Below are 25,451 nucleotides of genomic sequence, written 5' to 3' on the forward strand. Positions count from 1 at the left end.
GCAGCAGGGGGGCGTCGGTGGCGAAGCGGAAGGACTCCACACTCTCGCCCTGGGCACGGCGGCGCATGCGGATGACGATGGAGCGGTCCATGATCGTGTCGGGCAGGTCGCCGATCCCGGCCAGTGCCGCCATGGCGAAGGTGGCGAACTTCACCGGGGTGTGCTCGTTGCCGACGACCCGCAGGGCGGGCCGGTTGCGCTGGTGTCCGGCGTTGAGCAGGCCGCGCAGTTCCTCGTTGCGCTCGGCCGCACGCGGGGAGCCGAAGAGGGTGTCGACTTCATCCACCAGGAGGGTGGGCGGGTTCTTGGCGTCGATGGAGCGGAAGATGGCCGCGGGGCTGGCGTTGACGGTGATCAGCGGGTCGTGCACCGTCTCGATCAGCACTTCCAGCAGGCGGGACTTCCCGCACCGCTTGAGCGGGCCGACCACCGCCAGACGCGGCGCGTGCTGCCACGCCGGCTGCAGATGGGTGGCGGCCACCCACAGCGTCACCGCCGACAGCGCCTCAGCGCTGGGCAGCACCACATACCGCCGCACCAGCGCGGCCAGATCATCCAGCACCCGCGCCCCATCGGCGGCGGCAACGCCTCCGTCCGGCGCCTGACCGCCGAGCTGGTCCGCCTCTTCCGGAGCGCCTTCGGCGGCGTTCGTCACAGGTCCGGCGTCTGCCGGGGCGGGGGAAGGGGCTGGGTGTATGTCGCTGGTATGCGGGACGCCAGGAGGCGTAGGTTGCACAGGGCAGCTCCTTGTCTGGCGGCAGGGTTTGCGCACCCGTGCCGCTTGCTTCGTGGGTTTCGGGCCATGCAGGGGTTTGCCGGGCCTCCGGCGTTGCGCCGCCGGAGGCCCGCCTCTTCTTCTCGACCGCGTCGCCGGAGTGCGGGCGGCGGACCAGGGACAGTACGGTCGGCGCTCGCCACAGTCCAGCGAATCTGTGTCAGCTCAGCGCAGAATCCTGAGCACCGGTCTGCCGGTTACGCGGCCAGCCCCAGCAGGGCGAGCAGGTCGGCCGTGATCACGCGATAGGTGTTGCCCAGGCGCAGGACCTTGCAGGGATACTGGCCCCGCTTGGCCAGCTCGTATCCCTTGCTCCGCCCCAGCCCGAGAGCCCGGTTGCCGGTCTCCAGGTCAACGGTGGCAGGCAGCGCCAGCAACTCCTCGCGGCCCATGCCCCGTGTCCAGCGTGTGCCAGACCTGTCGGTCATACGTGCTCCTCACAACTGAGCCCTCGGCGAACGTGGCCCTCACGTCCGTCTCCAGGCGTCGTAACTACTGTGAATAGAGCTACTGTGTCTTCATGACACAGTCACGCTTGGACGATGGAAGTGATGACGAAGACGATGTTCCGGAGTGGGCGGACCAGGTCCACGCCACGGTGGCCCGCGAGGTGCGGCGGCGCAGGAAGGAACTGGGCATGAGTGCTCAGGACCTGGCCAACGCGTGCGACGAGATCGGATATCCCATCCCGCGCAACGTGATCGCCAACATGGAGTCGGGCAGGCGGGCGTCCATCCCCCTGGTCGAGCTCATGGTCCTGGCGAGAGCGCTGCACACGTATCCGATCTGCCTGCTCTACCCGGTCGGGTATGTCGAGGAGGTCCAGCGCCTGCCGTTCCTCTATCCGGAGCCGACCTGGGAGGCCATGCAGTGGTTCACCGGGGACGCCACGCGCGAGGTGCACACGGAGGACGAGATGCTGCGCTGGTTCCGGGACCACATCGACCACCAGCGCATCGCCCTCGCCGCGTTGGAGAACGCGGAACGCGAGCAGTGGCGGGCCGAGACCGCGAGCAACCCGGTCCAGCGCGAAGAAGCGCTGCGCGCCCAGGCGCAGTACGCGGAACGGGCCACCCTCGCCAAGTACCGGCTCCGTCGCCTCCGCGCCTTCATCCGCGAGGACGGCGGAACCCCACCACCCCTGCCGGCAGCCCTCGCCGACGTCGACCCCCTCACCGTCGACCCCTTCACCCCTGAAACCAGCCTGGAGGACCGCCTTTGAAGGGCTCCACCCACCGCCGCTGCTACTGCCGCGATCCCAGGACCGGGAAGCCGCTCGGCAAGAAGTGCCCCAAACTCGCCAGCCGCAAGCACGGCTACTACTCCATCCGCCAGGAGCTGCCTCCCCGCGAGGACGGCACCCGCCGGTCCTTCAGCCGCGCCGGGTACGAGACGCTCAAGGCGGCCCAGGCCGACCTCAACCACCTCCGGGCCCTTCTCAATCTCCCGGACCCCGAGGATCCCGAGGACATTGCCCGGCTCGTGGCGCTGCTGGAGGAAGTCGCGGAGAAGAAGGCGCCTTTGCCGGATGTCGAGGAGACACGTCGGCGTCTACGGGCCGGCCTGGACCTCACGGGCCGGCACACGGTGGGCGAGTGGCTGGACCAGTGGCTGGCGTCCAAGAAGACCCGCAGGACGACCACCAACGGCTACGCCTCCCACGTCCGTGTCCACCTCAAGCCGCAACTCGGCAACATACGCCTCGACCGACTCAACGTCGGCCACCTCGTGCGAATGTTCGACGCCATAGCCGACGCCAACGAGGTGATCGCGGCCGAGAACCTCGCCCGCCGGGAACAGATCGCGAGGTGCAAGCCCAGCAAGCCGGGACGTCCCGTGGCGACGGAGCGCGCGCGGCTCGCGGCCGAACGGGCCAAGCTCGCCACGATGCCCCCGTTCCGCCGGACAACCGGCCCCGCCACCCGCCAGGCCATCCGACGCACCCTGCGGGCAGCGCTCAACGCGGCGATCAGCCGACAGCTCATCACCTTCAACCCGGCGGCCCACGTCGAGCTGGAGTCCGGCAAGCGCCCCAAGCCCTTGCTGTGGACCGAGCAGCGGGTGGCTCGCTGGCGTATCACCGGCGAGAAACCCTCAGCCGTGATGGTCTGGACACCGGAGCAGTTCGGTGCCTTCCTCGACGCGGCCCAGGACGACCGCCTGTACGCGTTCTTCCACCTCTCCGGCACACGTGGCCTGCGGCGCGGCGAAGCAGTGGGCCAGGACTGGACCGATGTCGACCTGGACGCGGGACTGATCACGCCATCCAAGGAGATCGTCGTCGACGGCTGGGACCCCTACGAATCCGCCCCCAAAACGGACGGCAGCGCCAGCACCATCGCCCTCGACAGCCTGAATGTCGCCGTGCTCCGCGAACACCGCAGGCGCCAGCTCAGGGAGAAGGAGGAGTGGGGGCCGGCCTGGCAGGACACCGGCAAGGTGTTCACGCGAGAAGACGGCTCCTGGCTCCACCCGGAGATGGTCTCGGACACCTTCCGCCGCATCCTCGCGGGCACCGACCTGCCACCCATCACCCTGCGCGACCTCCGGCACGTCTCCGCGACACTCACCCACGCCGGCGGCGGTGACCTGCACACGATCAAGGAGACGCTCCGGCACTCCACGATCACCCTGACCTCGGACACTTACACCAGCCTGCTCCCCGAGGTCGACCGGAACGCCGCCGAAGCCGCAGCCCGTCTGATCCCCCGCTCCCGGCCACCCGCAGACGAAACGGACGACGAAGAAAGCCAGTCGGCGTAAACCCTCGGTGGGGGGAGCGTCCGGGAAGCCGGGCGCTCCCCCCACCGGGGTCGGCACCAAGCCGTCCGCCACCGAGAAGCACCACTTGCCCGGTTCCCGCACCCTGCGCCATCCCGCCGTGACACCCTCGGTGCGTGGGACGAAACAGTCAACGCCGCCGCAATGCCCGCGCTGGGCGGAGCACCGCCGTCAGCGCCCCGGATCTCTCCGAGATCTCCCGTGTCCGAACGGCCAAACGCCTGCGGGCCGATATAGCCACCTGGCTCCAGAACCCGGAACAGGGACCAGGGGCGTCCTTCCTCGACGAAGAAGGCCCCTCCGACCCCCTGATGGTCTTCAGCACCCTCATCCACTGGCTCGTCGCGGCCCGCGAACAGATCACCGAGGAGCAGGCCCGGGAGGCCGTCCAGTGGGTCTCGGACACGCTCAGGGTCGCGCAGGACGACCTCGTGTACGCCGCCGGGCTCATCGGGCACCCCGACGCGCCTCCGGTCACCCTCAACGAGGGCATGGAGCACTACGGCGAGAACCCGTTGACCTTCGTGCTGTACATGCTGCTGCTGAGCGGCGCCCTGGTGGCCACGGTCGGCGACGGCAACCCGGACTGGCTCCGGCAGTTCGATCTGGCCGGCTGACTCCGCCGCCGGCGTGGCCGCGCTCGCCACAGTGCTGACCGCCGTGGCCGCCTCCGGCGCCGGACCGGACGGCCCGGGCCTGACCGAGACCGCGGTACCCCGCGCGTCCCGGCTGCGCGGCTACCTGGACCGGCGGTGACCGAGGCCGGGGAGGGCAGGATCGCGCAGGAGCTGGGCCGAGTCCATGACGTCCTCGATGTCCTCCGCGAGGCCGTGGGGGAGGTCAAGACGCTGTGCGCGGTACTCGTGTCCCGGTCGGATCGCACCGAGCGGGATGTTCGTGACCTCCGGCGCGAAATGGAGGAGGAGACCGGCGCGATCCGCCAGGAGATGGAGGAGCTGAAGCGGGGCCAGTGGATACGCGTCGGATGGGCTGCCGGCGCGGGGACCGTGTTCGGCGGCGTCGGGACCTACGTCGTACAGGCTGTGCTGGGCGCCTGAACGCCCTACAGTGGCACCTCCGGGGGTCAGCCGGCGGGGTCCAACCCCGAACGCCCCCCTGTCCTCCTTCGGGAGAGCAGGGGGGCGCTTTTCGTGTGCCCGGGCTCAGTCGGCGCCGCCACCGCAGCACAGGCACGGGATGGACACCGGGCCGTCCTTGGTGGCCATGACGGTGACGCCGCCGCCGGGGCACCAGCCGCGGCCCGGCTGGGGCTTCCGCCGCTTCTTCTTCACCTGGTGCAGTCGGGCGCGCATCTCAGCGGCGGCGGCCGACCGCTGCTCAGGCCCTGGGCTGGTGCTCATGCTCGCAGCCTACGGGCCTAGTGGCCCGGTCCGGACCCGTTCGAGCTGGAGTCACACTGCGGGGTCTCGCACGGGTGGTCCTCGCATTTCGGCGGGAGGTGCTGGCAGTCTGCGGACACCGTGATGGTGGTGTCCGTGGACGGGCGCCACAGCTCCGGGTCCGGCGGGTAGCCGGCGGCCTCCATGGCGGCGCGGGTGCGCTCCAGGATGTCCGTCGGGCCCGAGGCGTCACCGGGCTGCGGGACATGGTGCACATGCCGGCCGAGGTCCGCGCACAGCTGGGCGTAGGTGCGGGTGTGCAGGATCAGGGCGTGCCAGCCCTCATCGACCACCCGGGAAGGGGCCATGGTGTGCTCGGTCACCGCCGAGGTGGCCACGAACTTCAGGGCCTCGGCCACGATCCGCTCGGCGGTCTCCTGGTCCAGGCCCGGGTTGGCGCGCAGCACGGTGCCGACGACGGCCGCGAACTCCTCGGCGGTGATGAGTGCCCGGGGGTCGGCCCGGTCTACGGTAGGTGTGCTCACTGCATCCTCCTCGTGAGATGTGGTGATGCACCGCCCCGGCGCCTGTTCCTGGCAGGGAGAGCGCCGGGGCGGCACGGTGCCCGTGCCGGACTTGGCACGGGAGCTGAAGGGCCGCCCGCCCGCGCCCCAGTGCAGCGGGCGGACGGCCCGGTCTATCGGGGGATGGCCGCGTCGCGGTCGCGCTCGGCGAGCTGCTGCTCGCCTGCGCGCGCCAGCCGTTCGGCGCACTCGGCGCAGACCAGCAGAGCGGCGGTGCCCTGGGGCAGCATCAGCGGGCCGAGCCAGTGCAGGGCGGCGGCCGTCCGGCCGCACCACAGCATGCAGGGGCCGGTCTGCTGCATGTCGGCGCCCGGCGGGCGCAGCGACGTGCGGACCCGGGCCGCGGTGCTCATGACGCGGCCGGCCCGGGCCCGGGGCTGACGGACTCCGTGGCGCCCCGGTGTGCGTCGAACAGCACGCGGGCGACGGGGCAGCCGGGTCCGTCGGTGGTGCCGCGGCAGGGGTCGCAGCGCAGGGTGTGGTCCATCAGCGCGGCCCACAGCCCGGCCCGGTCCAGGTACCGGGCCGCGTCCTCGGGGCAGGTGTAGACGGTCCAGCCCGGCCCGCTGTTCTGATGCACGCTGCCGACCGCGATCGGGGTGTCGGTCATCTCCTTGCAGTGCGCGCACATCCGGCGGCCGGGAACCACGGGACGGGCGGGGTCGTGGCCCTCGGGGCCGTCACCGGCGGCAGCATCCGCGAGGAGTGCGCGCCGGGCGGCCTGGCCGGGTGACCGGCCGGGAAGAGATCGGGGAGACATGGGGACGCTCCAGTGATGGGACGTGTACGGTCCGTCTCCACCGACCGTATGGGCGGCGCGAGCCACGTCTCAATGGCCAGCCGATAGCAGTCTGACCAGACCTCACGCCGAAGTGCTACAACGCCTGTTCGCGGCTCAGGCCCGAAGCCTGACCGCCCGGGCCAGCGCCTGCATCTGAGGCGTCAGTCTGCGCCGCCTGGCCACCACCTCGGCCATGATGTCCGTGGCATACCGCTGCTGGGACAGCCACTCAGGCGCCTGCTCCCAGATTTCCCACAGGGTTCCCACCGCCTCGTCCCGCTGCCGAAGCTGCGCCTGGGCGCTGGCGACGTCCAGCAGGTGACGCCGACCCGAGTTGCCGTTCTTGGCATCCCGGGGGATGCCCTCGGCGATGGACAGCACCTGCTCCGGCCGTTCTCGGACAGCTGCGCACTCGGCGGCCTTGTACTGCACGTTGATGACGCTGAACGTCAACTCGGGGTCCTCCGGGTGCCCTTCCATGGCCTCGGCAGCCACCCGAGCCCACCGAAGGGCGGTACGGACTTCGCCGCGGCGGTTGTCGCGGGCCGCCGCAGCGGCGACGTACATGAGCATCCAGCCCCAGGCGGCCAACTCCTCCGGGGTGGCCCGCGTGATACGTCGCGGCTCGATCTCATCGGCCCAGCGGACCGCGAGTTCTCGGGCCTCGGCGAGCTGCCCGCGGCGGAGGTGCAGCCAGCACTGGTTCTTGACGATGGTGGCGGCCTGGGTGTGCGACTGGGCAGCGTCCAGGGTGGATTCCACGACGGTTTCGGCGATGTCGAATTGCCGGTGCTGCACGAGCACACTGCCGACGAGCTGCATCAGCCGGGTGTGCACCGCCTGCCCCTCTGGCTCCAGGCCGGCCAGCGTCTGGGCGTCACGGATGAGCGGCGGGAGGGCGGCGGCCAGCTCGGCGTATTCGGCATGCCGCGAGTGCAGTACGGCCGCCCGGAGTGCCTGCCGAACTCCGGCGACCGAGGGGGGTTCGTCCACCGGGTCCTCGGGGCGGGTCAGTGCCCGGATCGTGGGCTGCCACATCTGTGTCGTGTCCAGGTCGGCGCCGTGCTCTGGGCCCTGGGTCATCAGCCGGGTGGTGGGGATGCGGAGCGCTCGGGCAAGTCGGTGCGCGGTCTCCAGCCTGGCGGTGCTGTGGGCTCCTTGCTCCAGCTTCCGGACGGTCGCCACGGAAACCCCGGCTGCCCTCGCCAGTTCCGTTTGCGTCAGGCCGGCGATGACTCGCGCATTGCGCAGACGCTCTCCAAAGGTGTTGCCGGGCATGGTTCAATGCCTCTCGTCTGACCGTTCGTGGCTCGCACTTCGGACGGTACCGCCGGAGTACGGCCGGCGGGTAGCGAACGGCCCCCGCGGGATCACCCGCAGGGGCCGTTGCGCTGCGTCCGGTATAGGCGGTATAGGCGTTTCAGCCGTGGCGGTGGCGTTCGGGGTACCACCAGCCGCACACCTGGCAGTAGAACGTCTCCCAGGCCCGGCGGACGGCGGTGAAGCGGCGGTTCATGCGCTCTTCAACCCCTCTCGCTCGCCACTCTCGGCCCGAGAACTCCGCTGGTCAGGGCCGCTCTCGGTGGCCTGGGAGGGGCAACTCTCGCCCGGGGGAGGGGAGGCGTTGAGCAGCTGCTCGACGGCCGCCCGTCGGACGCCGGACCGGCCCGCCACACCGGCCACCGTCAGGGACCGCTCCACAGGCACGCCGTAGTGCGCCAGGGCGGCGCGCAGCTCGGGGTCCGACAGGTGCGCGAGGGCGGGCCGATCACGCAGCCGCGCGTACAGCGGTCTCAGGTGGATGCCGTTGGCCTGGCCGATCTCGGCGAGCAGCCACCGCAGCAGCACCCGCCGGCGGGCGGCGCAGGGCACGGTCTCGGCGCGCTCCTGGCCGTCGTCCTGCGGCCAGGCTCCGGCGCGCCAGCACGCCGCCGCGTACAGGGTGGTGGCCGGCCACATCAGGGCGGGGGCGTAGTGCGCGGTGGCCAGCGCTGCCCACGCCAGGCCCAGCACGGCGGGTGAGCGGACCAGGCCGGGCGGTACCCGGTGGCCGGGCAGCCGCCCGGGCGCGGCCCAGTCCCCCAGGGCGGCCCACAGCTCGGCGTGCCCGTCCGCCAGCCGGTCCGCGGCCCGGCGGTGCCAGGCGGTCACAGCAGGCCCGCGATCAGGTCGCCGGGGATGTTCACGGCCGGGGCCAGCACCACCGCGGCCCATCCGGCGATCCCGCCGGACAGCCCCAGGCAGATGCCGGTGATGATGCCGGCCGGGACGCGCCGCCCGCGCAGCTTCCCCGAGAACTTCCAGATGCCGGCCAGCACGACCGTGGCGAGGAGGACCAGGACGTGGCCGCCGGGGGTGAGGGTGAGCGGGGAGGAGCGGGTGACGTCCGGCGCGGTGCCCCCGACGCCGTACTCAAGGGCCGCCGCCCCGGCGGTGTTGCCGCCCCACAGGGCGACTCCGGCGACGGCGCCGAGCAGGCCGCCGGTGGACAGCACGATCAGGATGCCGTAGCAGGCGGACAGCAGGTAGGGGGCGATCGCGGCGGGCTTGTGCTTGTCGCGCATCCACCAGGCCGTCAGGGTCCAGGCCAGGATGCACAGTCCGATGGTGACGCCGCCGAGGCCGACGGCGCGGGTGGTGAAGTCCATGAGGGTGCTGCCTTAAGGGAGTACGGCCGCGATACCGGCGGCGCAGAGCAGGATGAAGACGGTCGTGGCGAGGACGGGGGCGACGGCGGTGCGCTCCACGGCGGCCAGGCCCAGCAGCCCGGCCGCTGCGGTCAGCGCCCACCCGATGGCGGGCCACACGGGCTACCGCCCGGCGAGCACGGCGCGACGGACCCGCCGGCCGTAGGAGTCCGAGGCGCCCAGGCGCGCACCGATGGCGGTTCCGGTCAGTTCCGGCTCCTCGGCGAGCCAGTTCCGGGCGCGCTCGACGTGGGCGCGGAAGCGGGTGTTCTCGCTCGGCTCGGACTCGATATCGGCGGCCCCGGAACCCGGCGCGGTTCCGCCGGTTCCGGACGTGGTTCCGGACGCGGTTCCGCCGGTTCCGGACGTGGTTCCGCACCGGTTCCGGCCGGAACCGGCGGGCGGGAAACGGCCTGGCCGAGGGCGGTTCCGCCGAAGGCCGGAGGCAGTTCCGGCAGGGGCGAGAACTCGCCCAGCACCGGCGCCTGGGCGCGCTCCAGCCGCACCGCCGGAGCCCCGGCCGGGGGCACCACCGGCAGCAGCCGCGCACCGGGCGGAACCACCGGAACCGCCACGGGTTCCGCCGGTTCCGACACCGGCCGCCCGCCGGTTCCGGCCGGAACCTCCCGCAGGGCGTGGACCCGCCACAGCACCAGCGGAGCGATCGCCGAGACGGCAGTCACCAGGTGCCAGGTGACCGGGATCAGCCCGGCCGCCACCAGGTGCGCCGCCGCGTTCACGCCGATCATCGCCAGCACCACCGCGAACACATCCCGGTGGGCGCGCAGCGCGCGGACGGCGTAGATGTCCAGCGCCGCCGGCACCCCGGCCGCCACGATGGGACCGAACCCGCACGCACGGGCGAGCTGGTACTCCGCCGACGCCGTCACCACGATCGCCGCACCGAGAGCGGCCCAGCCCAGCCAGTCACGGCCCTTCACCGCTCCTCCCCGGCCTGCTGGTCGAACAGGTAGCTGCCGTGGTGGATGCAGACGGGCACGCCGTCCACTTCCGTCTCGGCGGTCAGGCTCCGGTACGGCAGCCGGCCGTCGGTGACGGACTCCTCCACCGCGGCGCCGAGGAGCGCCGCCCAGGCGTGCACGTTGTCGTCGTCGGCGGCGTGGATGTCCAGCACGGTGCAATTGCGGACGGCGTCCCGGAAGGGCCCCATCGCGTAGACGGGCATGTCGGGGTGTTCGGCGATCAGGCGCCGGGCGAGGGTGCCGATGCGGAACAGCTCCACCTCGGCGGCCAGCAGGCCGGCCAGCGGGTCGCGCTCGCTCATCGGCCCTCACCGACCCAGACGGAGGGCGGCAGCTCCAGGGCGGCCCGCAGCGCGGCCGTGGCGTCCTGGTCCCGGCCCCCGGGCCCGGTGGTCAGCCGGACGTCGCACAGCTCGGCGAACAGCCGGGCGGCGTGCGGCACGCACCCGTCCACCTCGGTGCCTCCGGCGTCCACCACCGTCACGGCGTCCGGGACGCCCAGGCACGGGGTGGGGTCACTCTCGTGCGCTGCCGAGCAGCGCTCGGGCATGGCAAGATCAGCCATAGCCGTCTCTCCTTGCTGTGATCAGGGAGGTTCGGTCAGGCCCCGGCCGGTGGTGAGGTCACCGAGCCGGGGCCGTCGCGCGTCCGGCGCCGTGAGGTGGCGCCGGGTGGCACTCCACCACAGTAGCGCGCTGCCTAGACGGTGGCAATCCACCATGCGAAGATGGCCGCATGCCCCACGGAGTCCACAGGAAGCAGGCGCGGACCTACCGCCCCGACTCGCCCGAGCTGTACGAGCGAGCCAAGGAGGCGGCGGCGGCCGTGGGCTCGGACATGAACAGCCATCTGAACGCGTTCCTGCGGTGGCTCACGCGCGAGACGGACGAGCTTCCGCCCCGGCCGCCGGCACCCGGCGCGGGGGAGAGTCCCGAATCATGATCGTTTGCACTTCGAGTGAGCATCGAGTGAGCTAACGATCTTCGACACCCCTCAGGGACCACGAAAGCCCCGGCTCAGATTCACTGAGCTGGGGCTTAGCGGTAGGCCGTGTGGGACTCGAACCCACAACCAACGGATTAAAAGTCCTCACCACCCCGAGAAGGGTGCGTATTGCTCAGTGTGGGTGAGTGTGGGGGCAGGTGGAACAAGCTGGTCACGGCGCATGAGCCGGTACGTGCCGTCACCACGGTACCCGGACGCGTATGGCTCAGTGTGGGTGAGTGTGGGGGCGTTCGGCCGAGCATTGGCCGAGCAAAAGGGCCCCACCACCTGCGGTGATGGGGCCCTCCGGCTGCACTCCAGTGTAGATCAGGCAGCCTCTTCCGGCGCTGCCGGCGGCTGGCCCGGCGGCGACGTCCCGGACCGCGGCACCACCGCCGCGGCCCTCTCGGTCAGCTCCTCCTCGTACTCGGCGAACAACTCCGTATAGGTGTCGGCGGTCAGGGTGACGCTGCTGTGCCGGAGCTTCTTCTGCGCGTCATGGATGTCCCCGCCGCCGGCCTTGACCAAGGACGCCGCCCCGTGCCGCAGATCCCGCAGGCTGATCGGCGGCAGCCCGGCCCGCCGCGTCACCCGCCGATGCGCGTCGCTCAGCTCCTCCGGGTGGATCGGCTGTCCGTCCGGCCGTGTGAGCACCTTGCCGGAGTCCGTCCAGCCCGGCGTCTCCTCCTGCTCCGCCAGCTGCCGCTTGCGGTGCTCCCGGTAGGCGGCCACGGTGCCCGCGTCGATCGCGATCTCCGCCCGGCTGTCCTCCGTCTTGGGGTCGTCGTCGTAGGGCTCCCAGCCGTCCACGGTGCGCGCCGTCGTGACCGCGATCCGGCGCCGGGACAGGTGGACGTCCGCCCATGCCTGGCCGCACATTTCTCCGCGGCGTGGCCCGTGGTAGGCCATGACGTGCAGCCCCAGGTACAGCCGCTCCTCCTGGGCGGCGTCGAGGTAGGCGCCGAGCTGCTGGGGCGTCCAGACCATGACCGGGCTGGGCACCTCGCCCGTCTCCCGCCAGTGGGCCACCCGCTCGTCGGTCCACAGCAGCCCCTTCGGGCGCCGGTGCGTAGCCAGCTCGACATGCCGCGCGGGGTTATGCGTCATGCCGGTCTCCTGCTGCCTGGCCACGCCCCAGTTGAGCGCTGCCCGCAGGGTGCGCAGAATCGCCTGCTTCGTGCCGGGCCCGGTGGTCTTCCGGTACGGCGGCATCTCCGCCAGCTTCGCCCGCTCCTCCGCCAGCCGCTTGCGCTCCTTGTCCGGCGGCCGGCCCGGCTTCCCCCACCGGGCCCGCTCCTCCTGCGCCCTGCGCTCCTCGTTCTCCGCCTGGATAATCTCGTTGTGGTCGTCGATGTCGTCGAACAGCTTCTGGCAGGCCGCGACGGACAGCCGGTCCGCGCGGTAGTCGCCGAGGGCCGGTTTCAGGTGCAGGCGGATGTGGCCTTCGTAGCCGCGGAGCGTGGTGCGCCGCCGGTCGGCGCGCCGCTTGGCCGCCACGAAGGCGTCCAGCAGCTCGGCGACGGTCCAATGGCTGTCCAGGGCCGCGCCGCCCAGGCGTGCCCGCACCTCCTCCGGCGTGGGTATCGGGTCCCGGGCCGGCATCAGGCCCATGAGGAGGTCGCCGACCCGGCGCCGGGTGGCGTCGTCGTCTTTCTTGACGAGCTCCAGGAGCGCCCGGACCTTGCCGAGGTCCGTCTCGGCGTCGTCCTTCGTGGCGTAGCCGGTGCGCCGCCACCGGCGGCGCTTTCCCTCGGCGTCCTCCGGGAGTTCCTGGTGTATCTCGAACCGCGCGTGACCCCGGCGGGACAGCTTCGGGCACTTCGTGCCGAGGCGTTTTCCGTCCGGGCCGCGGCACTCGCATCGCCTGTTGACGCCGCCGCCGCGGCGTGATCCGGGCATTTCAGTTGATCTCCTCTCGCATGCTCCAGTGGCCTTCGGGGCCGGTCTGGAGGTCCGCAATACGGTTGAGGGCGTCGGCCAGGGCTTCGGTCATGTGATCGGGTCGCACGGCGAGGACGAGGCCGTCATCGGTGGTGATAGCAACGACGAGAACCCCTGGCGGGAGGTCGCTGCGGAAAGTGAACCGGCACGTGGCTCTGTAGCTGCTCTTTGTCGACACGCCTGCCTCCCTCGGGCGCGCTGCGGCTGTGCAGGGTGAGCCGCAGCACGGGTGTGCTGTTGAGGCGCCCCCCCAGGCGGATCAGACATATTGCCGCTGTGACACGTGTCACACAAGAGGTTTGTCCGAACCTTACGCTCCGTGCGCTCTGTCAGCCCTCGTCGCTTTCGTCGCCCTCGCGCGGTCTCGGTGCCAACAGTCGCGCGAGCCGCAGGACTTGCTCTAGCGCTTCGTCGTCCAGCCGCTCCAGGTCCGGGACGATGATGCGTACTCGCTGTTGCGGCTCCCATAGAGAGGTCACCCCGTAGAACTGTGCGGCCGTAGCCGTCCGCAGCTCCTCCATGTCGAGTTCCAGCGCAACGCTCAGTCCGCGCAGCCGCCACAGCTCTGGCGGAGGGGTGCGGCCGTGCTCCAGGTCGTGCACCCAGCTCGACTTGACCCGGCGGCCAGTCTTGGGGTCGATCGCCAGCTCTTCCAGCTTGGCGAGGGATAGACCAAGGGCGCGTCGTCGTGCGCGCACGAGATCGGAGAGATCCCGGCGGTCTGTGCGCGCGGCCGGCGTGCCGTCCCGGTCGGTCATGAGGTTCATCCTGCCACTCCGTGGGCGTGGGGTGTCCATGGGGCGGGGGTGAGATGGGGTGCGTCCCCGCAGGTCGCGCGCATCCGCCTTTGCATGCGCTGGACAGAGTGTCCAGGAATTAGGACGGCCTAACAAGGGCGCACGGGCGCACGGGGGGCGACCGGCATAACTCCCCCATGGGATCCATCCGAACTTCTGGACAGAGCGTCCGGGATTTGCCATGCTTCTACTGTCCGGATTTTCGGATGACTCATCGCTTCAACCGGATGCCGAGGTTCCCGTGAGCACACCCACACCCAGATACCGGCTGGTCAGCCCGGACCGGCTGCGGATGCTGATGGAGCGCACCGCCACCGGCGGCCCCATGAGCGTCCGGCAGCTCGCCGACGCGGCCGGCGTGCAGAAGAGCACGATCGACGGCCTCCTGCACCAGCGACAGGAGACGGTCAGCGCTGACCGGGCGCATGCGATCGCCGAGGCGATCGGCGTGGATCTCCTCGTCGTCTGGCAGCCGGTCGGCCGGGTCACGGGGGATGCGCGGATCGCCTCGGCGCCGAGCGAGGTCCCGGCGTGAACCGGCCGGAGATGACCGTCGGCGAGCTGCTGGCGCTGCCCGCGATGGTCGAGGTCTGGCCGACCGTCGGCCGGATCTACGGCATCTCCCGCTGGCAGACGTACTACCTCGCCCGCACGGACGGCCTGCCCGTGCCGGTGCACCGGGTCGGCGAGCGGACCCTGCGCGTGCGCACCGCCGACCTGGTCGCGGATCTGGGGCTGGACTCGCTGGCCGCCATCAAGGCCGCAGCCGAGCCGGACGCGGCCGACGCCGCCTGACACATGCAGATGGGCCCGCCGTGCGAGGGCGGGCCCGGGGTGACCCCACCCCACTCCACCAACCAGGAAGAGAGAGAGGTAAGGCCAGATGGCTGAGCTTACCCAGAAGACTCCGCCGGGGGACCGCCCGGCGCCGGACATGCAGGGCCTGCTCGGCGTGCTGGGCTGCGCGCTGGACATGACGGCCGGCATCCCGGAGGTGCAGGACCCGGACCGGGCGGCCTGGTCGATCGGCTATCGGCCGGTCGCCGGGATCTGCGTGGAGGTGACCTTGCATGACCCGGTGTCTGTGGAGCTGCTGGAGCGGATCGCCGCCGCGCTGGGCGGTGGCGAGGTCCGGGACACGGGCACCGTGTCCGGCGCCGTGCGGCTGCACGAGGTGGCGGGGCGGCTGGGTGACATCCCGGTGCGGGTGTCCGGCTGGGTGCCGCTGCCGAGCGAGCGTGAGGCGCTGCTGGCGCGGCTGGCGGAGCTGGACGCGCGGGAGGCGGCCGGCGACGCCGGGGCGGGGGTGTCCCGGTGATGCCGTCGTGGGACGTGGTCGGGCGGAATCCGGAGGGCCGGGCGCGCCGGTCTTCGGCGGGGACGCGCCGGAAGAAGACGAAGCGGGCCCGCGCCCGCCAGCTCGTGGCCAGCACGCAGCAGCGGGGACAGGAGGTGTCCCGGTGAGTGAGCTGAGCGAGCGGGTGGCGGCCCGGCTGTACGGGCCCGACTGGCAGGCCCACCGGACGCTCCGGGTGGCGCACGGCGCGCTGGAGCTGGCGGAGCTGGCCGGGTTCCTGATCGACCCGGAGGAGGCGGAGCGGATCCGCGCGGAGGCGGTGCAGGACCTGCGGGACCAGCTCGCCGCCGCGCGCCGGACGGTGGAGGAGCAGCAGCGGGAGTTGTCCGCGCTGCGCCCCCCGCACCGGCCGGACGGCGACGCCGCGGTCTGGCGCCTGGAGCAGAACGAACACCTCGTGGTCTGCCGCCGCACCCGGGCGGAGGCGCGCGCCGATGGCGAGTACCTGCTGGCCAAGGCCGGTGTCGCGCCGGGCGCGTCCGTGCGGTGGCGGCAGGTCGACGGCCGCACTGAGGTGCTGGAACACGTCATCGAGGGCGGCGACTGGGTGGAGACCGCGTGGCGGATCGTGTGCGAGGCGCCGGAGGTGCGGCCGTGATCCGCGAAGGGCTGGTCCCGCTGCTGGCCGGGGGCGGGGCGGCCGTCGTGCTGGCCGCCGAGGCGCTGCTGATCCCGCAGACGGACCGCATCAAGGCCGCCTGCGGCCGGGCCGCCGCCGGGGTGTCCCGGGCCGTGCGCACCGCCGTCGGCCTGCTGCTGTTCGAGGCCGCCGTGTTCCGGCTCGCCCACCCCGTCCACCGCCCGGCCGGCCCGGGCCACCACCGCCGAGGAGGCACACGATGACGGACACCGCGCCGGCCGGGGCCACCACGGCCCCGGCCGCCGGGCCGGTCCAGCCCGGCCAGTACGACATCCCCGCCGAGCAGTACCACGCTGACCCGGTCCCGGGCGGCTCCCTGTCCTCCAGCGGAGCGCGCCAGTTGCTGGCGGAGTGCCCGGCGAAGTTCGCGCACGACCGGGCCCACGGCAGCACCGGCACGCGGGCCATGGAGTTCGGCACCGCCGCCCACACCGCCATCCTTGGCATCGGCCCGGACATCGTCCGCGTCGACGCCAAGGACTGGCGCACCAAGCAGGCCCAGCAGCAGCGCGACGCCGCCCGCGCCGAGGGCGCGGTGCCGCTGCTGGCCGCCGAGTACGACCGGCTGCTCGCCATGGCCGACGCGCTCCAGGCGCACCCCCGGGCAGCGGAGCTGTTCGCGCCGGGCGGGGAACCGGAGCAGACGTTCATCTGGCAGGACGGCGAGACCGGGGTGTGGTGCCGCTCCCGGGTGGACTGGCTGCCTCCGGTGGGCGGCGGCCGGCTGACGCTCACGGACTACAAGACCACGGTCAGCGCGTCGCCGAGGGCGATCGCGGAGGCGGTCTACCGGTGCGGCTACCACCAGCAGGCCGCGTTCTACCTCGACGGCATCCGCGCGGTGCTGGGCGTGGACGCGGTGTTCGAGTTCGTGTTTCAGGAGAAGACGCCGCCCTACGTGGTGACGGTGGCGCGGCTGGACCTGGAGACGCTCCAGCTCGGCGCCGCCCGGAACCGGCGCGCCCGCCACATCTTCGCCGAGTGCCAGCGCACCGGCATCTGGCCCGACTGGGGCCCCGACACCCACTTCCTGTCCCTGCCGCCGTGGGCGGCGTTCCGCGACGCCGAGGAGTACCTGTGACCCTGCCTCCCCCCAAGCGTGCCGCCCAGCAGGCGGCCGACAGCAGCGAGTTCGACGGCGGCACCTTCACCTTCCAGGCCGCCACGAAGGAACAGACCAAGGCCCGCGTGGCGCTGATGGGCGTCTCCGGGTCGGGCAAGACCTGGACCGGGCTGGCCGTCTGTCACGGCCTGGCCGCCGGCGGCCGGTTCGCCGTCATCGACACCGAGCGGGGCGCCGCAGCGAAGTACGTCGGCATCAACGGCATCACCTTCGACGCCTTGCAGATGCACCGCTACGACCCGCGCGACCTGGTCAAGGCGCTGGCCGCCGCCGCCAAGGCGGGATACCCGGTGGTGATGGTCGACTCCCTGTCCCACTTCTGGAAGGGCACGGACGGCACCCTCGACCAGGTTGAGAAGGCCAAGCGGAAGTACGGCGGCAACAGCTTCGCGGGGTGGAAGGACGGCACCCCGATGCAGAACGACATGGTCGACGCCCTGCTGACCTACCCCGGGCACGTGGTCACCACGATGCGCTCCTACACCGAGTGGTCGCTGGAGAAGAACGAGCGCGGGGTGCTGGAGCCGGTGCGCAAGGGCACCCGGCCGGAGCAGCGCCGCGGTGTGGAGTACGAGTTCGACCTGGTGGCGTCGATGGACGTGGAGAACCGGCTGACGGTCATCAAGTCCCGCTGCCCGGCCCTGCACCGGCGGGTTGTCGAGACCCCGGACGGCACGGCGGTGGCGAAGGAGCTGCTGGCGTGGCTGGACGACGGGGCACCGGCGGCCGACCCGGCGGCCTACGTCGACCGGGCGACCGCGGAGGACGCCTCCTATGCCGGGCTGCTGGAGCTGTACCGGGAGGTGGAGGCGCGCGGCCTGCTGGCGACGCCGATGCTGCACCCGGACACGGACGAGCCGACCAGCCTTGGCGAGTACGTCAAGGCCCGCGGCAGCGCCCTGAAGGTCGGTGAGCGGTGATGCAGTGGCCGTGGGTGCGCCGGTCTCGGCTGGCGGAGGCATGGGAGGAGGCGTCGCGCGGGTGGGCTGCGGCCCGGGACGCGCGCGCGGAGGCTGCGGCAGCAGGGGACGCGCCCACGGTGGTGCACCGGCAGCAGGAGTCCGCCGCCAGCGTGGCGGTGGACGAGGCACGGCGGCCGGACGCCGCCGAGCGGCGGGTGCGCGAGCTGGAGTCCGAGCTGGCGGTGCGGGACCGGCGGATCGAGACGCTGGAGAAGCAGTTGGCGGACGCCGTCGGCCGGGACGATGCGGCGCTGGATGCGGCCGGAGCTGCGTGGCTGGGTCACGCGGCCACTGAGTATGGGTGGCAGGCCAAGAGCGACGAGGCCGCGAAGCGGGGTGCGTCGTGAGCCCTGACGACTACGAGCGGCTGTACGACGAGGCCCGCGAGGAGCCCGCGTTCTGCAACGGCACCGAGGCTGAGGACTGGATCAGCGCGAACTGCGCCGTCTGCGTCCACGACCGCCCGGCCCGGCTCGGGGACGACACCCGGGGCTGCCCGCTGATCCTGATCTCGCTGATGGACCGGCGGCCGGTGCAGTGGCTCGACGGGCCGCGGGACGCGGAGGGCCGCTACTCCATGGCCCGGCAGTACACCTGCATCGAGTTCCGGCACGAGGACGACGAGGACCCGGAGCCGCGCCCGACCCCGGACCCGCCGGGGCAGGGCGTGCTGATGCCGCGGGAGCCGTACACGGGCGTGCGGATGCTGACGGCGCTGCCGGAGGGGGTGAGTGCCCCGTGAGGCCGGAGGCGTGGAGCCCGGAGGTCGTGGTCCTGCTGGTGGTGGTGGGCACGGTGTGTCTGGTCGCGTGGACGGTGCGGCTGCGCGCCACGGGCCGTCACCGGGCGGTCCCGGAGCCGGACCGGCCCGGCGCGACTCTCGACGCGGCCGTGCGGGATGCCCTGGACGGGGCCGTCCCCAGCAGGCCCCTTCTCACCGCGCGTGAACGGGAGGCCATCGCCGAGGCGGTCGCTGAGGCGTTCCGCAAGGGGGGTGAGGGCCGTGGCTGAGCCGACGCCCGCACCGCCCCCGCCGCCGTCCGGCTGCCCGCACGTCCGGTGCCCGGGCGCGTGCGACTGGTGCCGCGTGGAGGACGCCCTCCGGAGGGCAGAGCGGTGAGCGCGGACCGCGCCCGGCGCCGCGTCATCACCTGTGCCTGCTGCGGGCAGACCGCGGCCCACCGCGGGCGCGGGTACTGCGTGGCCTGCTACACCCGCTGGGTCTACCACGGCCGTCCGGCCAGCGGGCCGCCCGCGCCCGGGGCGACGCCACCCAAGCCCCGCGCGGCTGCGGACCTGTTCATCCCCGCACGCTGCCGCCACGGCCACGTGCTCGGCTCGGCGAACCTCCGCTTCACCCCGGCCGGGGTGCGGTACTGCCGGGCCTGCCGGGGCGACGCCGAGCGGGCGTACCGGGAGCGGCAGTTCACGGACCGCCACGAGGGCCACGACGTGATCCCGACCCGGGACGGTCGACGCTACTGCCGGACCTGCAACCGGGGCGACCACGACGTGGACGAGATCGCTGTCGAGCGCGCCGCTGGCGGCGACGCCCGTGGCATCCGGCTGACGCCTGCGGAGCGGGAAGCTGCCGTGCTCCGGCTGCGCGCCTATGGCCACCCGTACTGGCTCATTGCCGAGCGGGTCGGCTGCGCCCTGCATACGGCGTGGGCGATCTGCCACCGTAACGGGCTGACCGTGTCTCGGCGCCGGAGGGCCGCCCGGTGAGCGCCCCGGCCGTCGTCGAGTACCTGTACGCGATCGAGGCGGAGGGGTGGGACGGCGACGACAGCCGCTTTCACCGCCCCGCCCGGGTGCTGGAGATGCCCGTCGTCCGGCGGACCGCGCGCCGTATCTACTACCGCCGCCCCGGCCCCGGGGAGCAGATCGGCTACGTCGACCGGCAGGCGATCGAGGAGGCCGGGGAGGTGTGGCGCCGGTCGGCGGGCTGGTGGGAGCCGGACATCCGGGTGTACCGGGACCGGCCGACCCTGCCGGACCACGGCCGGCGCCCGGATCTGGCCGCGCTGCGCGCGGAGATGGCCGCGGCGCACCCGGACCGGGGCGGCACCGAGGCGGCGTTCATCGCCGCCCGGGAGCGGTACGAGCGGGCACGCCGGAGGGCCGCCCGGTGAGCGCCGTCCTTCTCTTCCTGCTGCTGCCGCATCTGACCGGGTGCCGGGCCGTGACCGCCCCCGGCCCGGCACCCCACCAACCACCCACCCACCCACCCACCCACCTGCTGAGGAGCACATCGTGACCACCTTCGCCGACGAGATGCCCGAGCCCTGGGTGCGGGCCCTCGCCGACCACATCGAGGCCGGCGGCTGGGGCCTCGCCGACGCCCACGAGTCCGCCATCGCCGTCCACCTCGGCGACACCGCCCGGGGCGCCCTCGGCGCGGCCGACACCGACCGCTACCTGGTCATCGGCTGGTCCGCGGCCGGAGCGGACTGGGGCCTGGCCGCGTCCCGCGGGCACGTCCCGCACCCGCAGCTGCTGCCCGGCGACACGCCGGTGCAGCTTGCCGCGGCGGTGGGGCGGCTGATGCGGACCGGCCGCGCCGAGCCGCGCGAGATCCGGCACGCCGTCCCCTACGGCGCCCCGGGCGAGGCGTGCACCTGCGAGCGCATCACGGCGTGCCGGGGCCTGATCCCGGACGCGGACTGCCCGGAGCACGGCGACCGGCGCAACCCCGCCATGACCTGGCACTGGGAAGCGCTCTGTCCGCCCGGCGCCTGACCGTTCACCCCCTGATGAGAGGTATGCGATGACACCCGATGAGGCCCGCGCGCAGGTGCGCTACTCCTGCCCGTCCGCCTGCGACTTCGAGGCGGTGCGGGGTGAGGACGGCGCGGTCCTCGGCTACACCTACGCCCGGACGGGCAGGCCCGACACTGATTTCGGCTGGGTGACGGCCGGCGGCCAGGTGGCGGCGGCCGGGGACTGGTACCGGTCGCAGGCGGAAGAGGTGCTGCGTCTCGCCGCCGGTGGTGCGGCGTGAGCGCCCCGGCCCGAGACGACGCCCAGGCGCACGGGACGCTGGACCTGCCGCTGGTGCCGCCGCCGGGCGGCACCGTGCTGCACTCCTCCGAGCGGGCGACCGTCATCTGGGGTGACTGCCGCGACCCCGCCGTCATCGCCGCCGTCCCGGACTGGTACGGACTGCTGTGCACCGACCCCCCATACGGCAAAGCCTGGCACAACGGGTACCACCGGCGCGTCCCGTTCGAGCCGCTGGCCGGGGATGACGGCTCGGTGGACTGGCCCGCCGTGCTCGCCGAGTGGGTCGGCCCGACCGGCACCTACAACCAGGGCCTCGCCTCCTCCCGGCATGTCTACGTCTTCGGCTACCGCCCCGAGGCGCTGGCCGAGCCCCTGCGCCTCGGTCGCGCCGCCGCAGAGCTGATCTGGGACAAATGCAAGACCGGGCTCGGCAGCCTGGAACAACCGTGGGGGCCGGCACACGAGGTGCTCACCTTCGGGGTGCACACCAAGTCGCGGGCGGGCCGCGCCAAGGGGGAGGGCACCGTGGCCGCCCGGATGCGCAAAGGGTCGGTGCTGCGCGTCCCCCGGAAGAACTCCACGCAGGTCAACCGCCACCCCACGGAAAAACCGGTCGCCCTGATGCAGGAGTTGATCGAGTCCTCCACGGTGCGGGGCGACCTGGTGGTGGACCCCTGCGCCGGGTCCGGCTCCACCGGCGTCGCCGCCGTGCTCGCCGGCCGCCGCGCGCACCTGGTGGAGATCGACCGCCGCTACGCCGAACTCGCCGCCGACAGGGTGCGCGCCGCCGAGGCCGTGGCCGCCCAGATGGACCGCCTCTAACCCCACCGACTCCCGGCCGGGCCCGTCGCCCCCGGCCCGGCCGGGACCACCCCGCACCGACCACCACCGACCGAGGAGCACCCGATGACCGACACCCCGCCGCCCGCCTACACCCGCGCCGACCTCATCGCCGAAGCCGCACGCCAGCACAAGGCGTCCACCGAGGACCCGGACTGGACCGACATCGGCGAGGCCATGGAAGGCCAGCCCATCACCCCGGCCGACTACCCGCCTGGCGTCATCCCGGCCACCTGGGACGACCTCGACCCGGACGCCCGCGAAGACGCCCAGGCCGCCATCAACAAGCTGATCTGCGGCGCGGCCGACACCTCCGAGTGGGCCGTCAACCTCGGCGCCGCTGGATTGGAGCCCTACCGGTCCATCGGTTACCGCGTGACGACCGGCGGGTGGGCTGCCGCTGTCCATCTCGCCGTTGACCCGGGCTACCCGGAGGAGAAGCGCGCCGAGCTGCTGGCGGAGCTGACTACCGCGTTCTCGGACGTCGTGCACCGCGTGCTGGGCCTGGCCCCGGTCGCCGTCACCGAGGTGTCGCGGTGACCGCGGCGAGGAGCACCCCGATGACAACTCCGCACCTGTGGGAGATCGACCACCCCTACTACTGCACCGAGGGCAACTACTACGCCCGTCCCTCCGAGGGACTGCACACCGAGTACGAGACCTGGCAGGACTTCCACGCCGACTGGGGCTCCCTCGACCCCGACCTGAACTTCGTGTGGCGCTGGGACTGGAAGCGCGCCGATCCGTCCCACTACGAGGACGGCGAGGAGATGCCGCCCGACCGGCTGCTCGTGTTCTGGGTCTTGCAGCGCAAGGCCATCCTCCGCTCCACCGAGTGCACGGTCACCGAGGCCGACGAGCCGGCCGTCCGGGAGTGGCTGGCGGAGAAGGCGGAGTGGGTCCGCGCGGTCTGGGAGCCGTTCCTGCCCGTCCCGGAAGGGGCCGCGTCGTGACCGCGGCGTGGCGTGGGCGCCGCGCCGCGCGGCGCCGCCTGGCCCGGATGGACCGGCGGATCGCGACGGAGCGGGACCCGGGCGCGCGCGGGGCGTGGCGCATGCTGCGCCGCCGCGCCGCCGAGGACCTGGAGGACCTGGACGCCGACCGCTACCGGCCGCGCCCCCGCCACTGGGCCGCGGTGGCCGCCGCTCTGGCCACCGTGCTGGCGCTGGCCGCCGGACCGGCCGCCTGCCAGCCGGACCAGACCGCCCGCCCCACACCCACACCCACACCCGCACCCCCGCCGTCCGAGGACGCCCTCGGCGGCACCCGAGGAGACACCCCATGACCACCGCAGCCCGCTACCGCAAGAAGCCCGTCGAGATCGAGGCGATCCACTTCGACGGCAGCAACGCCAGCGTCCTCGCCGTCATGCACTTCGTGAATGCCGGACACGGCACCCGCGAAATCAAGATCCACGCCGCCGAGGACCCGGCGAAGACCCACATCACCATCCCCACGCTGGAAGGCGACATGCGCGCCACCGCTGGCGACTGGATCGTCAGGGGCGTCAAGGGCGAGCTCTACCCCGTCAAGCCGGACATCTTCGAGGCCACCTACGAGGCCGCCACTGGTCCCGACCCTGCCGGGCACGGCCCGCTGTGGCGCCTGCTGGACTGGTCGTTCTGGGGCGCCGGGATGGGCGACACCTTCCGGGAGCCCCTGGCCGACGCCATGCTCGCGGCCATCCCCGCCGAGACGATCGCCCAGGCCGAGGCCGTGATGGCGGAGTTCATCGAGCGGCGGCAGATCAAGAAGACCGGCGTGACGCGCTACCAAGAGCAGCGCGACGAACTGGAGCGCCTGCGCGCCGCCTTGGCCGCGCGGCCCGACCCCGCCACCGCGCTCCGGCAGGCCATCGAGGTGGCGCGCGCCACCGGCGACCGCCTCCGCGCACGCGGCTACGAAGACCGGGCATGGGGCGCCTACGGCGTCATGGAAGAACTCGGGCGCCGCCTGGCCGACGGGGCGGAGCCCGCCGCCGCCCCGGACGGCGACACCCAGCCCTGCGGCCACGACGACTACCACGACCCCCACCCCTGGCCCGACAAGCCGCACACCTGGTGCCCCGGCCACACCAGCGGCGACGGCGGTGCGTGATGGAAGACATCGCCCTGCTCGCCGACCTCCTCGGCCTGCTGCCCACCAGCGCCGAGGACTGGGCCGTCGTCGCCGCCATCGCCGTGGTGCTCATCGTCCCGTGGGCCGTGGGCGCCGCCCTCATCCTCGGCGCCGCCACCCACGGCCTCCTGCGGCTCCTCCACATCCGTCCGGCCGAGCCGCAGGCCGAGCCGGAGCACGCCCGGCCCGGTGCCGTGCCTCGCGAGCAACTCCTCGCTGCTATCGCCCGGGAACGCACCGCCCGCCGCCGCGCCGAGCAGCGGGCCGCAGCGCTCCTCGCAGCCCACGCCGACACCCAGCCGCTGCCCCGCGCGGAGGCCGCCTCATGAGCGACATCGCCATCACCTGTGCCTGGGTCGCCGCCGCCGGCGCCGGCTGGCTGGTCCTGTCCACCGCCTTCGGCCTGCTCCTCGGCCGCGCCATCCGCCGCAACACCGACTACTGACCCGCGCCCTGTCCCGGCGCCCATCCGGGACAGGCCACCCACCCGAAGGAGAACGCCATGACCAACCAGCCCGAACCGCAACCGATACCGGCCCGGCCGGCCGTGTGCCCCACCTGCGGCCACCCCGCCCCCAACCCCCTCACCGGTATCCGGCCCGGCGGCGCAACCCCCACCAGCCTCCCCGGACCCACCACCCCCGTCGTGATCCCGCTCCACCACGCCCCCTTCGCACACCACTGAGGAGACACCGTGAGCTCCACCACCGGCATCGAGTGGACCGATGCCACCTGGAACACCGTGACGGGCTGCACCAAGGTGTCGCCCGGCTGCGACTCCTGTTACGCCGAGACGTTCGCCGAGCGGTTCCGGGGCGTACCCGGCCACCACTTCGAGAACGGCTTCGACGTCACCCTCCGCCCCGAGCGGATCCTGCTGCCGCTGAAGTGGCGCAAGCCCCGCCGCATCTTCGTGAACTCCATGTCCGACCTGTTCCACGACCAGGTCCCGGACGAGCACATCGCCGAAGTGTTCGCCGTCATGGCCCGCACACCGCAGCACACCTACCAGATCCTCACCAAGCGGCACGGCCGGATGCGGTCCCTGCTGTCGAACCCCACCTTCGGGCACCTCGTTGCTGAGCAAGGCCGCGCCGGCCTGATCCGTTGCTCCGAAGACTGGATGGCGGTCGGCGCGATGCTCCTGGGCAAGCCGCTGCCGAACGTGTGGCTCGGGGTGAGCGTAGAGGACCAGAAGCGGGCTGAACTCCGTATCCCCGTGCTGCTGGAAACCCCGGCCGCCGTCCGGTTCCTGTCCTGCGAACCGCTGCTCGGGCCGGTGGACCTGACCCGCATCGCCGCTGGCTCGAAGCAGCAGCCGGACATGGTGTACGACGCGCTGGGTCAGCGGTACGGCGTGCCCGGCCGGTGGCAGGCCGCGACGTCCGCCCGGGTGGACTGGGTCATCGTCGGCGGTGAGAGCGGCAGGGCAGCGCGCCCCATGAGCCCGGACTGGGCCCGCTCCCTGCGCGACCAGTGCGCCGACGCCGGAGTGCCCTTCCTGTTCAAGCAGTGGGGGGAGTACGCGCCGACCGGCTACATGGCGATCGGTCGCACGGAGCCGGGCCGCGTCCACGTCGGCGACCCGCTCGACGAGCTCGGCCACCGCTGGGAGATGCGGCGCCTCGGCAAGCACCGCGCCGGCCGTGAACTCGACGGCCGCACCTGGGACCAGTACCCCGCCTGACCCGCCGTTGGCCGCCCCCGCCCGAATCGGGGGCGGCCACCACCACCGTACCCACCACCCCGGAG

At 72.8% G+C, this 25,451-nt stretch carries 44 protein-coding genes and 2 pseudogenes; 29 read left to right on the forward strand and 17 right to left on the reverse strand.

All coding sequences use genetic code 11. From position 1 onward, the window contains the following. A pseudogene (locus tag BM242_RS17770) lies at window positions 1-736 on the reverse strand (DUF3631 domain-containing protein); the annotation flags it as partial. Between the two features lie 236 nt (window positions 737-972). After that, complete coding sequence (locus BM242_RS17775; RefSeq protein ID WP_175541468.1) at window positions 973-1,203, reverse strand: hypothetical protein; 231 nt, start codon at window positions 1,201-1,203, stop codon at window positions 973-975. A gap of 92 nt (window positions 1,204-1,295) precedes the next feature. On the opposite strand from BM242_RS17775, the gene BM242_RS17780 reads away from it, so the two are divergent. The 5 genes from BM242_RS17780 to BM242_RS17795 all read left to right on the forward strand — a co-directional run bounded on the left by BM242_RS17780 (window position 1,296) and on the right by BM242_RS17795 (window position 4,614). After that, complete coding sequence (locus tag BM242_RS17780; RefSeq protein WP_093839856.1) at window positions 1,296-1,997, forward strand: helix-turn-helix domain-containing protein; 702 nt, start codon at window positions 1,296-1,298, stop codon at window positions 1,995-1,997. Continuing rightward, a complete protein-coding gene (locus BM242_RS17785) occupies window positions 1,994-3,538 on the forward strand; it encodes a site-specific integrase (protein ID WP_093839857.1) in 1,545 nt (514 codons plus the stop codon). The genes BM242_RS17780 and BM242_RS17785 overlap by 4 nt, the downstream gene beginning before the upstream one ends. A gap of 134 nt (window positions 3,539-3,672) precedes the next feature. Continuing rightward, the gene (locus tag BM242_RS30360; RefSeq protein ID WP_245834243.1) at window positions 3,673-4,173 is read left to right on the forward strand and encodes a hypothetical protein; all 501 of its coding nucleotides are present in this window, start codon (window positions 3,673-3,675) and stop codon (window positions 4,171-4,173) included. 13 nt (window positions 4,174-4,186) lie between these two features. Then, the gene (locus tag BM242_RS30870; protein ID WP_281254695.1) at window positions 4,187-4,312 is read left to right on the forward strand and encodes a hypothetical protein; all 126 of its coding nucleotides are present in this window, start codon (window positions 4,187-4,189) and stop codon (window positions 4,310-4,312) included. Beyond that, a complete protein-coding gene (locus BM242_RS17795) occupies window positions 4,309-4,614 on the forward strand; it encodes a hypothetical protein (protein ID WP_093839858.1) in 306 nt (101 codons plus the stop codon). The genes BM242_RS30870 and BM242_RS17795 overlap by 4 nt, the downstream gene beginning before the upstream one ends. 105 nt (window positions 4,615-4,719) lie before the next feature. Here the strand turns inward: BM242_RS17795 and BM242_RS28940 are convergent, their stop codons facing one another. The 12 genes and pseudogenes from BM242_RS28940 to BM242_RS29485 form a co-directional block, all read right to left on the reverse strand. Continuing rightward, window positions 4,720-4,917 (reverse strand): hypothetical protein, encoded by a 198-nt coding sequence (locus tag BM242_RS28940; protein ID WP_139238353.1) that lies wholly within the window; start codon window positions 4,915-4,917, stop codon window positions 4,720-4,722. Window positions 4,918-4,934: 17 nt separating this feature from the next. Then, entirely contained in the window at window positions 4,935-5,441 is a 507-nt protein-coding gene (locus tag BM242_RS17800; protein WP_245834245.1) for a glycine-rich domain-containing protein, read from the reverse strand. Between the two features lie 152 nt (window positions 5,442-5,593). Beyond that, a complete protein-coding gene (locus tag BM242_RS17805) occupies window positions 5,594-5,833 on the reverse strand; it encodes a hypothetical protein (RefSeq protein ID WP_093839859.1) in 240 nt (79 codons plus the stop codon). Next, entirely contained in the window at window positions 5,830-6,090 is a 261-nt protein-coding gene (locus tag BM242_RS17810; RefSeq protein WP_093839860.1) for a hypothetical protein, read from the reverse strand. Before BM242_RS17810 ends, BM242_RS17805 begins: the two co-directional genes overlap by 4 nt. A 285-nt stretch (window positions 6,091-6,375) precedes the next feature. Next, complete coding sequence (locus BM242_RS17815) at window positions 6,376-7,344, reverse strand: transcriptional regulator (protein WP_245834247.1); 969 nt, start codon at window positions 7,342-7,344, stop codon at window positions 6,376-6,378. 18 nt (window positions 7,345-7,362) lie between these two features. Next, window positions 7,363-7,539, reverse strand: a pseudogene (locus BM242_RS31200) (helix-turn-helix transcriptional regulator); the annotation flags it as partial. Between the two features lie 234 nt (window positions 7,540-7,773). Beyond that, window positions 7,774-8,412 carry a hypothetical protein gene (locus tag BM242_RS17820; protein ID WP_093839862.1) on the reverse strand — a complete coding sequence of 213 codons (639 nt, stop codon included), beginning with the start codon at window positions 8,410-8,412 and terminating at the stop codon, window positions 7,774-7,776. Then, complete coding sequence (locus BM242_RS17825) at window positions 8,409-8,909, reverse strand: hypothetical protein (RefSeq protein WP_093839863.1); 501 nt, start codon at window positions 8,907-8,909, stop codon at window positions 8,409-8,411. Before BM242_RS17825 ends, BM242_RS17820 begins: the two co-directional genes overlap by 4 nt. Window positions 8,910-8,921: 12 nt before the next feature. After that, a complete protein-coding gene (locus tag BM242_RS29480) occupies window positions 8,922-9,068 on the reverse strand; it encodes a hypothetical protein (protein WP_175541469.1) in 147 nt (48 codons plus the stop codon). Between the two features lie 86 nt (window positions 9,069-9,154). After that, window positions 9,155-9,889 carry a hypothetical protein gene (locus tag BM242_RS17830; protein WP_245834249.1) on the reverse strand — a complete coding sequence of 245 codons (735 nt, stop codon included), beginning with the start codon at window positions 9,887-9,889 and terminating at the stop codon, window positions 9,155-9,157. After that, window positions 9,886-10,233: a hypothetical protein gene (locus BM242_RS17835; protein ID WP_093839864.1), complete on the reverse strand. Its 348-nt coding sequence runs from the start codon at window positions 10,231-10,233 to the stop codon at window positions 9,886-9,888. The genes BM242_RS17830 and BM242_RS17835 overlap by 4 nt, the downstream gene beginning before the upstream one ends. Continuing rightward, complete coding sequence (locus BM242_RS29485) at window positions 10,230-10,496, reverse strand: hypothetical protein (protein ID WP_175541470.1); 267 nt, start codon at window positions 10,494-10,496, stop codon at window positions 10,230-10,232. The genes BM242_RS17835 and BM242_RS29485 overlap by 4 nt, the downstream gene beginning before the upstream one ends. 170 nt (window positions 10,497-10,666) lie before the next feature. Here BM242_RS29485 and BM242_RS17845 point away from each other — a divergent pair, with 170 nt between their 5' ends. Continuing rightward, window positions 10,667-10,873, forward strand: coding sequence for a hypothetical protein (locus tag BM242_RS17845; protein ID WP_093839866.1), 207 nt, complete (start codon window positions 10,667-10,669; stop codon window positions 10,871-10,873). Window positions 10,874-11,242: 369 nt separating this feature from the next. Here the strand turns inward: BM242_RS17845 and BM242_RS17850 are convergent, their stop codons facing one another. The 3 genes from BM242_RS17850 to BM242_RS17860 all read right to left on the reverse strand — a co-directional run bounded on the left by BM242_RS17850 (window position 11,243) and on the right by BM242_RS17860 (window position 13,623). Next, complete coding sequence (locus BM242_RS17850) at window positions 11,243-12,814, reverse strand: site-specific integrase (RefSeq protein WP_093839867.1); 1,572 nt, start codon at window positions 12,812-12,814, stop codon at window positions 11,243-11,245. Between the two features lies 1 nt (window position 12,815). Further along, window positions 12,816-13,034 carry a hypothetical protein gene (locus tag BM242_RS17855; RefSeq protein ID WP_093839868.1) on the reverse strand — a complete coding sequence of 73 codons (219 nt, stop codon included), beginning with the start codon at window positions 13,032-13,034 and terminating at the stop codon, window positions 12,816-12,818. 151 nt (window positions 13,035-13,185) lie between these two features. Next, window positions 13,186-13,623, reverse strand: coding sequence for a helix-turn-helix domain-containing protein (locus BM242_RS17860; protein ID WP_217652524.1), 438 nt, complete (start codon window positions 13,621-13,623; stop codon window positions 13,186-13,188). Between the two features lie 271 nt (window positions 13,624-13,894). Between BM242_RS17860 and BM242_RS17865 the strand changes: the two genes are divergently transcribed. The 23 genes from BM242_RS17865 to BM242_RS17970 all read left to right on the forward strand — a co-directional run bounded on the left by BM242_RS17865 (window position 13,895) and on the right by BM242_RS17970 (window position 25,386). Next, the gene (locus BM242_RS17865) at window positions 13,895-14,188 is read left to right on the forward strand and encodes a helix-turn-helix domain-containing protein (protein ID WP_245834251.1); all 294 of its coding nucleotides are present in this window, start codon (window positions 13,895-13,897) and stop codon (window positions 14,186-14,188) included. Next, window positions 14,185-14,448 carry a hypothetical protein gene (locus BM242_RS17870; RefSeq protein WP_093839871.1) on the forward strand — a complete coding sequence of 88 codons (264 nt, stop codon included), beginning with the start codon at window positions 14,185-14,187 and terminating at the stop codon, window positions 14,446-14,448. Before BM242_RS17865 ends, BM242_RS17870 begins: the two co-directional genes overlap by 4 nt. An 88-nt stretch (window positions 14,449-14,536) precedes the next feature. Beyond that, window positions 14,537-14,971 carry a hypothetical protein gene (locus tag BM242_RS17875; protein ID WP_139238354.1) on the forward strand — a complete coding sequence of 145 codons (435 nt, stop codon included), beginning with the start codon at window positions 14,537-14,539 and terminating at the stop codon, window positions 14,969-14,971. A 142-nt stretch (window positions 14,972-15,113) separates the two neighbouring features. Continuing rightward, on the forward strand, window positions 15,114-15,608 hold the full coding sequence (locus tag BM242_RS17880; RefSeq protein WP_093839873.1) for a hypothetical protein: 495 nt from the start codon (window positions 15,114-15,116) through the stop codon (window positions 15,606-15,608). After that, entirely contained in the window at window positions 15,605-15,853 is a 249-nt protein-coding gene (locus tag BM242_RS17885; protein WP_093839874.1) for a hypothetical protein, read from the forward strand. The genes BM242_RS17880 and BM242_RS17885 overlap by 4 nt, the downstream gene beginning before the upstream one ends. Then, window positions 15,850-16,731, forward strand: a complete 882-nt coding sequence (locus tag BM242_RS17890; protein WP_093839875.1) for a PD-(D/E)XK nuclease-like domain-containing protein — start codon at window positions 15,850-15,852, stop codon at window positions 16,729-16,731. The genes BM242_RS17885 and BM242_RS17890 overlap by 4 nt, the downstream gene beginning before the upstream one ends. Then, entirely contained in the window at window positions 16,728-17,693 is a 966-nt protein-coding gene (locus tag BM242_RS17895; protein ID WP_093839876.1) for an AAA family ATPase, read from the forward strand. The genes BM242_RS17890 and BM242_RS17895 overlap by 4 nt, the downstream gene beginning before the upstream one ends. After that, the gene (locus BM242_RS17900) at window positions 17,693-18,082 is read left to right on the forward strand and encodes a hypothetical protein (protein WP_139238355.1); all 390 of its coding nucleotides are present in this window, start codon (window positions 17,693-17,695) and stop codon (window positions 18,080-18,082) included. The genes BM242_RS17895 and BM242_RS17900 overlap by 1 nt, the downstream gene beginning before the upstream one ends. Further along, window positions 18,079-18,477, forward strand: coding sequence for a hypothetical protein (locus BM242_RS29490; RefSeq protein WP_093839878.1), 399 nt, complete (start codon window positions 18,079-18,081; stop codon window positions 18,475-18,477). The genes BM242_RS17900 and BM242_RS29490 overlap by 4 nt, the downstream gene beginning before the upstream one ends. Further along, window positions 18,474-18,746 carry a hypothetical protein gene (locus BM242_RS29495; RefSeq protein ID WP_093839879.1) on the forward strand — a complete coding sequence of 91 codons (273 nt, stop codon included), beginning with the start codon at window positions 18,474-18,476 and terminating at the stop codon, window positions 18,744-18,746. The genes BM242_RS29490 and BM242_RS29495 overlap by 4 nt, the downstream gene beginning before the upstream one ends. A gap of 105 nt (window positions 18,747-18,851) precedes the next feature. After that, window positions 18,852-19,463 carry a hypothetical protein gene (locus tag BM242_RS17915; RefSeq protein ID WP_093839880.1) on the forward strand — a complete coding sequence of 204 codons (612 nt, stop codon included), beginning with the start codon at window positions 18,852-18,854 and terminating at the stop codon, window positions 19,461-19,463. Beyond that, window positions 19,460-19,870 carry a hypothetical protein gene (locus tag BM242_RS17920; protein ID WP_093839881.1) on the forward strand — a complete coding sequence of 137 codons (411 nt, stop codon included), beginning with the start codon at window positions 19,460-19,462 and terminating at the stop codon, window positions 19,868-19,870. Before BM242_RS17915 ends, BM242_RS17920 begins: the two co-directional genes overlap by 4 nt. Next, entirely contained in the window at window positions 19,867-19,995 is a 129-nt protein-coding gene (locus BM242_RS30875) for a hypothetical protein (protein WP_281254696.1), read from the forward strand. The genes BM242_RS17920 and BM242_RS30875 overlap by 4 nt, the downstream gene beginning before the upstream one ends. Then, a complete protein-coding gene (locus BM242_RS30880) occupies window positions 19,992-20,477 on the forward strand; it encodes a hypothetical protein (protein WP_093839882.1) in 486 nt (161 codons plus the stop codon). Before BM242_RS30875 ends, BM242_RS30880 begins: the two co-directional genes overlap by 4 nt. 28 nt (window positions 20,478-20,505) lie before the next feature. Further along, entirely contained in the window at window positions 20,506-20,739 is a 234-nt protein-coding gene (locus tag BM242_RS17930; protein ID WP_093839883.1) for a hypothetical protein, read from the forward strand. Further along, complete coding sequence (locus BM242_RS30370) at window positions 20,736-21,563, forward strand: DNA-methyltransferase (protein WP_093839884.1); 828 nt, start codon at window positions 20,736-20,738, stop codon at window positions 21,561-21,563. Before BM242_RS17930 ends, BM242_RS30370 begins: the two co-directional genes overlap by 4 nt. Before the next feature lie 84 nt (window positions 21,564-21,647). Further along, window positions 21,648-22,121 carry a hypothetical protein gene (locus tag BM242_RS17940; RefSeq protein ID WP_093839885.1) on the forward strand — a complete coding sequence of 158 codons (474 nt, stop codon included), beginning with the start codon at window positions 21,648-21,650 and terminating at the stop codon, window positions 22,119-22,121. Window positions 22,122-22,141: 20 nt separating this feature from the next. Beyond that, entirely contained in the window at window positions 22,142-22,534 is a 393-nt protein-coding gene (locus tag BM242_RS17945) for a hypothetical protein (protein WP_093839886.1), read from the forward strand. Then, on the forward strand, window positions 22,531-22,866 hold the full coding sequence (locus tag BM242_RS17950; RefSeq protein WP_093839887.1) for a hypothetical protein: 336 nt from the start codon (window positions 22,531-22,533) through the stop codon (window positions 22,864-22,866). The genes BM242_RS17945 and BM242_RS17950 overlap by 4 nt, the downstream gene beginning before the upstream one ends. Beyond that, window positions 22,863-23,678: a hypothetical protein gene (locus BM242_RS29890; protein WP_217652527.1), complete on the forward strand. Its 816-nt coding sequence runs from the start codon at window positions 22,863-22,865 to the stop codon at window positions 23,676-23,678. Before BM242_RS17950 ends, BM242_RS29890 begins: the two co-directional genes overlap by 4 nt. Next, window positions 23,678-24,028: a hypothetical protein gene (locus BM242_RS17960; protein WP_093839888.1), complete on the forward strand. Its 351-nt coding sequence runs from the start codon at window positions 23,678-23,680 to the stop codon at window positions 24,026-24,028. Before BM242_RS29890 ends, BM242_RS17960 begins: the two co-directional genes overlap by 1 nt. A gap of 173 nt (window positions 24,029-24,201) precedes the next feature. After that, window positions 24,202-24,384 carry a hypothetical protein gene (locus BM242_RS17965; RefSeq protein WP_093839889.1) on the forward strand — a complete coding sequence of 61 codons (183 nt, stop codon included), beginning with the start codon at window positions 24,202-24,204 and terminating at the stop codon, window positions 24,382-24,384. Window positions 24,385-24,393: 9 nt separating this feature from the next. Beyond that, window positions 24,394-25,386 carry a DUF5131 family protein gene (locus BM242_RS17970; RefSeq protein WP_093839890.1) on the forward strand — a complete coding sequence of 331 codons (993 nt, stop codon included), beginning with the start codon at window positions 24,394-24,396 and terminating at the stop codon, window positions 25,384-25,386. The last annotated feature ends 65 nt before the right edge of the window (window positions 25,387-25,451 follow it).

It is taken from the genome of Streptomyces aidingensis (genome assembly GCF_900112355.1).
In the GTDB taxonomy this organism is placed as follows: domain Bacteria; phylum Actinomycetota; class Actinomycetes; order Streptomycetales; family Streptomycetaceae; genus Streptomyces; species Streptomyces aidingensis.